Genomic DNA, 6,810 nt, shown 5'->3' on the forward strand with positions numbered 1-6,810 from the left:
TGCGATTGTGATACCGCGCTCACGCTCTTCTGGAGCGTTATCGATAGATGCGAAATCTTTAGCAACACCGCCGTACACTTTTGCAAGTGTAGTACAGATAGCAGCAGTTAGAGTTGTTTTACCGTGGTCAACGTGGCCGATAGTACCAACGTTTACGTGCGGTTTCGTACGTTCAAATTTTTCTTTAGACATGGGGTGTCCCTCTAGGTACGGATTAGGTGGCTTAAAATAAGACCACGCAACCAAAAAAAATGGTTTTCTTTATTAAAGGAGAAGAAGCTTTAGACTGGTGCTAATACCCAGAGTCGAACTGGGGACCTCACCCTTACCAAGGGTGCGCTCTACCGACTGAGCTATATCAGCACACAAAAATGAGTTGGAGCGTGCAGCGGGAATCGAACCCGCATCATCAGCTTGGAAGGCTGAGGTAATAGCCATTATACGATGCACGCAACACGTAACTCTTTTGAGCTATTTAACCTTTAGAATATGGTGGAGGGAGACGGATTCGAACCATCGAAGGCAGTGCCGGCAGATTTACAGTCTGCTCCCTTTGGCCACTCGGGAACCCCTCCAAATTTTGATCTTTCTCTCGCTCCCTATAAATAGAGGGGAGAAAGTGGTGCCGACTACCGGAATCGAACTGGTGACCTACTGATTACAAGTCAGTTGCTCTACCTACTGAGCTAAGTCGGCACAAGTGGGGCGCATTTTATTGAATGATTTTCCACCTTGCAATAGTAAATTGAAAAAAAGTGGAAAATTCTCCTATCAAATTCCTATATACGGTTATTTAGCTCAAGGTTTCTGCCTTTAATCCGCATCTAGTAAAGGAAGATATTTAATTTATCTATCGCTTGATGTATTTTCCATGCACTTGTTTTGTTATCCACTATAGAGTTTTGTATGAGCCCATATATGTCATTTGACCGCGCGCAGTGGTCTGAACTAAGGAATTTAGTTCCGATGACACTTTCGGAGAGCGATTTGAAAGAGCTTCAAGGCATCAATGAAAAGCTGACAATGGAAGAAGCAGTAGAGATTTATCTACCGTTGTCGCGCCTGTTAAACCTCTATGTGGCCGCTCGACAAAATAGAAACTCAGTGCTTCATCAATTTCTGGATAAGAAAGAAACTGCGCCACCATTCATCATTGGTATTGCCGGCAGTGTAGCTGTAGGAAAAAGCACAACAGCTCGTCTATTGAAAGCCTTGTTATCTCGTTGGGAAAACCACCCGAAAGTTGAACTAGTTACGACAGATGGCTTCTTATATCCAAATGAAATACTAGAAGAAAAAGGATTAATGAGTAAGAAAGGGTTCCCAGAGTCTTATGATATTAAAGCGCTAGTCAATTTTGTTTCAGACGTAAAAGCATGTAAGCGTAATGTGACAGCACCTGTGTACTCTCACCTTACCTACAATATTACCAAGGACGTAAAAGAGGTCGACTTACCTGATGTGCTCATTATTGAAGGGCTCAACGTTTTACAAAGCGGTATGAATTACCCACATGAGCCTCATAGAGTTTTCATTTCAGACTTCCTCGACTTCTCTTTGTATGTCGATGCCGAAAGCACTCAAATTCAACAATGGTATGTAAATCGTTTTATGAAGTTTCGTGAAGGTGCCTTCGCTAAACCTGGATCATATTTCGGGCACTACACTAAATTATCTGATCTAGCCGCTAAGGAAAAAGCAGAAGGTATTTGGCAATCAATTAATGGTTTAAACCTAGAGCAAAATATCCTTCCGACCAGAGAAAGGGCTCACCTGATTCTACGTAAGGGCGCAGATCATATGGTCGAAGAAGTGTTACTAAGAAAATAGTAGAGCCTTAGTCTCCTTTTCTCAGCGAGATTTCTCCCCCGATATAGCTCTCTGTACCATTATCAGTTTTGAGCAGCACGGCGCCTTGTTCATCAATCCCCAGAACGACACCTTCAATTTCTCTAGGTCCAATAATCAACCTTACTTTGCGACCTAAGAAATTATCTAAGCGGTTCCACCGTTCGACAAAATTAGACATTCCTTTCAACTCATAGTCGGCAAGTGACTTGTCCCAAGCATTGATCAAAGCCTGTGCTAACTGGTTACGGTCGGGCACCTGTCCATCACAGACCTCTTTGAGAGACGTCCACGGCTGGTCAATACCTGATGTTGTCGGGTCCATGGATAGATTTAGTCCCAAACCAATAACAATATGAGCAGCGCCACCAGACTGTCCTGACAACTCGACTAAAATACCCGCGAGTTTCTTGTCATTGTGGTAAAGATCATTTGGCCATTTCAGTTTAACGCCTTCAACACCCATCTCTTCCAAGGCTTCAACAACAGCAACACCCACAACAAGGCTTAACCCCATAGCGGCAGCCATACCTGCATCGAGCCTCCAATACATTGAAAGATAGAGATTTGCACCAAATGGCGATACCCACTCTCTTCCACGACGTCCACGACCTGCAGCTTGATATTCAGCAATACAGACAGACCCCGATTCGAGGGTATTGGTGCGCTCTAATAGGTGTTGGTTTGTTGAACCTATGATCGGAATGAGTTCAAGAGAAGCATCACGACTAACAGCAGACAATTTTTCTTGGTCAAGCATATCTAAACGACTGGCTAGCTTGTAACCTTTGCCTTGTACTCGATAGATATCTAACCCCCACTCTTGGATACCTTTAATGTGCTTACTGATAGCCGCTCGTGATACACCGATCATTTCACCTAAGTCTTCACCAGAATGAAACTCTCCATCGGCAAGACATCTCAATAGTGCAAGCTTGGTACTGTGCTCTCTCATACCAATGACTCCAAAGCTTTATCCAGGTTTGTCTCACTGTCTTGATCCATGAAGCGAACTTCGTGTTCCAATGATATGTCGAACTTGTCTAGGACAGCTTGACGTACTCGTGCTGCAAGTCTGAGGATATCCGTAGCAGACGCTTCATCATAATTGATGATAACTAATGCTTGATTTGGGTGAACTTGAGCACCGCCTTCTGTCACGCCTTTGAACTGGCATTGATCAATCAGCCAGCCTGCAGCTACTTTGATCATGCTATTACTCTCATAGCCGACAATGTTGGGATATAGAGCTAACAAGCGATCAAAATGATCTTTGGTGATCACAGGGTTTTTGAAGAAGCTACCCGCATTGCCTTGGACTCTAGGATCTGGCAACTTACTTGAACGGATAGCGCATACTTCATCAAATATAGTACGAGGAGAGAGAGTCTCAGCCGGTAGGCTTTTTAACGGACCATAGTGATTACATGGGTTCCACTCTTTAGGTAGGATCAAACCAATCGCAACAACAATCGCTTTGCCATAAAGAGCGTGTTTAAAAATAGAATCTCGGTAGCCAAAGAGACATTCCTCTTTGCTTAATCGCTTAACTGTATAAGTATCCAGACACAGAATATCGACATACTCGCATACGTCTTGCAGTTCAACACCATACGCACCAATATTCTGAATCGGAGCAGAGCCTGAACAGCCAGGTATCATTGCGAGGTTTTCTAGTCCACCTAGCCCTTTATCAACACTCCACTCAACCAAGCTTGGCCAATCTTCACCACCACTCACATGCAGAAGGTGATGACGGTCCGTCTCGGTCAGCTCAATCCCAGCTAATTTATTCACAATGATCAAACCAGCGAAATGCTTGGTAAAAAGCATATTGCTGCCCTTACCCAGAATTAACTTAGGTGAAATTGACCATTTAGGATTCCTATAAACCGAAATCAGTTCGTCGATCGTAGTTACTTCAACCAACGCATCACAGGTCTGATCGATAGAAAAAGTATGAACATTTTTTAAACTAGCATTGAGATGGAATTGCATGGCGATATTCAATTAACTTACACTGCCATCATTCTACAGCAGATAAACCAATGGCGCAGTGACTGAATGAACAATGTCATCATTACTCAATTAGACCCAGTAAAGGTTCCCCTAGTTAAACGTTTCTATAAGGAACATTATCCAACGGGAAAAGCGAACAAGAGTGAACTGATCTATTCGCTGTTACTAGATAACGAGCTTTGTGGTGTCGTGCGTTTTCGCACCATTGAAGATAATCGCTTACTTACTGGTATGGCGATATCAAAACAACATCGTGGTAAGCAATTAGGATCTCTGCTTATGGATTATTGTACGAAACATACGCTAACAGAAAGCGATTATTGCTTTGCTTATGCTCATCTCACCAACTTTTACTCTCGACACAAGTTCATGCAAGTAGACCCTAAAGATCTTCCTAATGGCCTAAGAGTTTTGTACGAACGCTATTCGAATAGCGGAAAAGATCTCATTCCTATGCATTATCAGCAAAATTGTTAGAGAATGCCTCGATTATCTAGTATTTGATGCTATCCCTTTGGTAAAATTAAAGGTTCGCAATTTTGCATATTTTTAAGGTAAAACAGTCAATATGATTGCCAGTAGGAATCCATTCATACAGTTGCCAACCATAGCGCAGAATCCTGACAAGTTTGAAGTACTACTATCAGCGCAAGAGTTTCGAACTCGCTTACTTGATGAGATATCGCGCGCAACGACTCGTATTAGTTTAGTCGCTTTGTATCTTGAAGATGACGAGGCTGGCCGTGAGATCCTAACTGCCTTATATGAAGCAAAGCAAAAGAACCCAGAATTGGACGTGAGTGTTTGTGTCGACTGGCATAGAGCACAACGCGGACTAATTGGTGCAGAGTCTTCAGAAGGCAATGCAGCAATGTACAAAGAGTTTGATGAAAAGTATCAGTACTCAGTTCCTGTCTATGGCATCCCTGTTCGTGGTAAAGAGGTTTTCGGTGTATTGCATCTAAAAGGCTTTATTGTCGATGATAGCGTAATATACAGTGGCGCAAGCCTTAACAATATCTATCTAAATTACCATGACCGCTATCGCTTTGATCGCTACCATGTTTTAAACAATGCAGCGCTTGCAGATTCAATGTTTGCTTATGTGCACGAACAAATGGTCGCAGATAGTGCTGTTTATGATTTAGCGGATAAGAACAAACCTGTTACCAAAGAACTAAAACCAGCCATTCGCCAGTTTCGTGCATCATTGGCAAGATCTCAATACCAATTCGATAATCAAGATGTTTCACCTGACCAAGTAGCCTTGACACCATTAGTCGGTATAGGTAAGAGGCGTAACCGCCTGAATCAGGGAATCAATCAACTTGTCGCTCAAGCTAAAGATGAAATCTTTATTTGTACGCCTTACTTCAACTTCCCACCGAGTTTAGCGAAAGAAGTAAAAAAAGCGCTTAGGCGTGGGGTAAAGGTCAGCATCGTTGTTGGGGATAAAACAGCGAACGATTTCTTTATCTCTCCTGAAGAAGAGTTTAAAACGATTGGTGGACTACCTTACCTTTACGAGTTGAACTTACGTCGTTTTGCTAAAGCAAATGAAGCCCATATTGCCAGTCGCAATCTATCTATTCGACTTTGGCAGCACGACTCTAATAGCTTCCATCTCAAGGGTATCTGGGTCGATAAGCGTTATATGTTGCTAACAGGAAATAACCTAAATCCTCGAGCTTGGAAACTGGATCTAGAGAATGGTATTTTTATTCAAGATAACTACCACCATCTAACCGATAAATTCCAAGTTGAGGTCGATAATATTCTTCAACATACTCAGCTTATATGTACTTACAAGCAGTTAGATAAGATAGATAGCTACCCAATAGAAGTACAAAAGCTGCTTCGAAAAATCACTCGTGTAAAAGCAGACAGAGTGCTCAAACAAATACTGTAGCAAATCATTTTACAACGTGATTTATCAACGCCTAGCAACGCTAGGCGTTTTTATATCTGTCAAACGTAGATTAACAAGCAATTGAACAAAACCCTTCAAAAGCACTTAGGGCGAAAGAGAGCAGTAAGATGTTTTTGCTCTAAACCTTTGTCTTTGTGTATCACAAATAATACGAACATAAAAACAATAGCCAATTAAACAGTGGAAGCGTTAGAAATCCAATACCTAGTCAGAGCTAAACAAACAGGCCCCGTTATTCTTACAAGTTTTTCTGATACATGATGGCATGGTGTTATTTGCCATTTCAGACTTTGCTCTTTTTTATTCCTACACGTAAAGATAATGCTAAACCTTTTAGGAATCCGTCAAATATCGGCCTAGAAACGACGAAAGCCTAGTCGTCAGACTAGGCTTTCTAATATGTTCCGGTATAGCGGGAGCGTTTCATGTAGGGCCGATAAATGAGGACAACATCTCTATGGAACTCATTCAGAAAAAAAACACTTTTCTTGTCTCGTCCTAAAATACGTTGACGATTTTAGTAAGCCAGTAACGCAAGTTGCTGGCTTTTTTCATGCATCTTATTTGGCGTATTCATACCTAGGCTGAGATGCGGCCTCATTTCGTTGTACGTATATATCGACTCATCAACAAGCATTTTCAACTCGCGAAGATCTTTGCACTGAGTAAGCAAGAATTCTTGCTTGAGGATACCATTGACGCGCTCAGCTAACGCGTTTTGGTAACAGTCATAACCATCCGTCATCGACGGTGTTATGTCATGCTTTTTAAGCTTCTCTTGATAAAGACTAGAACAATACTGAAGCCCTCTATCTGAGTGATGGATTGTCGCATGACGATAACATCGAGTTTTTACCGTCATATCTAGGGCCTTCACAACATCGCTCGCTTTCATTTCATTACTGACTTCATAACCCATGATTTTACGACTGAAGGCATCGGTAACCAATGACAAGTAATGAACGCCCTCATTCGACTGAACATAAGTGATATCGCTCACCAGAACTTCTTCT

7 protein-coding genes and 4 tRNA genes are annotated in these 6,810 nt (G+C 42.1%); 3 read left to right on the forward strand and 8 right to left on the reverse strand.

Annotation, left to right across the window (positions count from 1 at the left end; all coding sequences use genetic code 11):
- The 5 genes from BCU75_RS19680 to BCU75_RS19700 form a co-directional block, all read right to left on the reverse strand.
- The coding region (locus tag BCU75_RS19680; RefSeq protein ID WP_241905392.1) for a GTP-binding protein at window positions 1–192 on the reverse strand (192 nt) is incomplete at its 3' end.
- Between the two features lie 95 nt (window positions 193–287).
- Window positions 288–363, reverse strand: a tRNA-Thr gene (locus BCU75_RS19685).
- Window positions 364–377: 14 nt separating this feature from the next.
- Window positions 378–452 (reverse strand) — tRNA-Gly (locus BCU75_RS19690).
- Between the two features lie 38 nt (window positions 453–490).
- Window positions 491–575: transfer RNA gene (locus BCU75_RS19695), tRNA-Tyr, on the reverse strand.
- Between the two features lie 45 nt (window positions 576–620).
- A tRNA-Thr gene (locus tag BCU75_RS19700) sits at window positions 621–696 on the reverse strand.
- 210 nt (window positions 697–906) lie between these two features.
- Here BCU75_RS19700 and coaA point away from each other — a divergent pair.
- Window positions 907–1,830 (forward strand): type I pantothenate kinase, encoded by a 924-nt coding sequence (coaA, locus tag BCU75_RS19705; RefSeq protein WP_102474826.1) that lies wholly within the window; start codon window positions 907–909, stop codon window positions 1,828–1,830.
- 7 nt (window positions 1,831–1,837) lie between these two features.
- Here the strand turns inward: coaA and birA are convergent, their stop codons facing one another.
- Window positions 1,838–2,803, reverse strand: coding sequence for a bifunctional biotin--[acetyl-CoA-carboxylase] ligase/biotin operon repressor BirA (gene birA, locus BCU75_RS19710; protein WP_102474827.1), 966 nt, complete (start codon window positions 2,801–2,803; stop codon window positions 1,838–1,840).
- Window positions 2,800–3,846: a UDP-N-acetylmuramate dehydrogenase gene (gene murB, locus BCU75_RS19715; protein WP_102474828.1), complete on the reverse strand. Its 1,047-nt coding sequence runs from the start codon at window positions 3,844–3,846 to the stop codon at window positions 2,800–2,802. Before murB ends, birA begins: the two co-directional genes overlap by 4 nt.
- 66 nt (window positions 3,847–3,912) lie before the next feature.
- Between murB and BCU75_RS19720 the strand changes: the two genes are divergently transcribed.
- Window positions 3,913–4,344, forward strand: a complete 432-nt coding sequence (locus BCU75_RS19720) for a GNAT family N-acetyltransferase (protein WP_102474829.1) — start codon at window positions 3,913–3,915, stop codon at window positions 4,342–4,344.
- 91 nt (window positions 4,345–4,435) lie between these two features.
- Window positions 4,436–5,776, forward strand: a complete 1,341-nt coding sequence (gene pssA, locus BCU75_RS19725; RefSeq protein ID WP_102474830.1) for a CDP-diacylglycerol--serine O-phosphatidyltransferase — start codon at window positions 4,436–4,438, stop codon at window positions 5,774–5,776.
- A gap of 538 nt (window positions 5,777–6,314) precedes the next feature.
- On the opposite strand, the gene BCU75_RS19730 is transcribed toward pssA, so the two are convergent.
- On the reverse strand, window positions 6,315–6,810 hold a 496-nt coding region (locus BCU75_RS19730; RefSeq protein ID WP_133148306.1), incomplete at its 5' end, for an IS3 family transposase.

This window comes from Vibrio splendidus (assembly GCF_002873455.1).
GTDB classification, from domain to species: domain Bacteria; phylum Pseudomonadota; class Gammaproteobacteria; order Enterobacterales; family Vibrionaceae; genus Vibrio; species Vibrio splendidus_J.

What these genes read in the sequence shown, in the direction of transcription:
- birA (WP_102474827.1), bottom strand. Translation starts at nt 2,803, where the DNA reads ATGAGAGAGCACAGTACCAAGCTTGCACTATTGAGATGTCTTGCCGAT.
- pssA (WP_102474830.1), top strand. Translation starts at nt 4,436, where the DNA reads ATGATTGCCAGTAGGAATCCATTCATACAGTTGCCAACCATAGCGCAG.
- BCU75_RS19720 (WP_102474829.1), top strand. Translation starts at nt 3,913, where the DNA reads ATGAACAATGTCATCATTACTCAATTAGACCCAGTAAAGGTTCCCCTA.
- murB (WP_102474828.1), bottom strand. Translation starts at nt 3,846, where the DNA reads ATGCAATTCCATCTCAATGCTAGTTTAAAAAATGTTCATACTTTTTCT.
- coaA (WP_102474826.1), top strand. Translation starts at nt 907, where the DNA reads ATGAGCCCATATATGTCATTTGACCGCGCGCAGTGGTCTGAACTAAGG.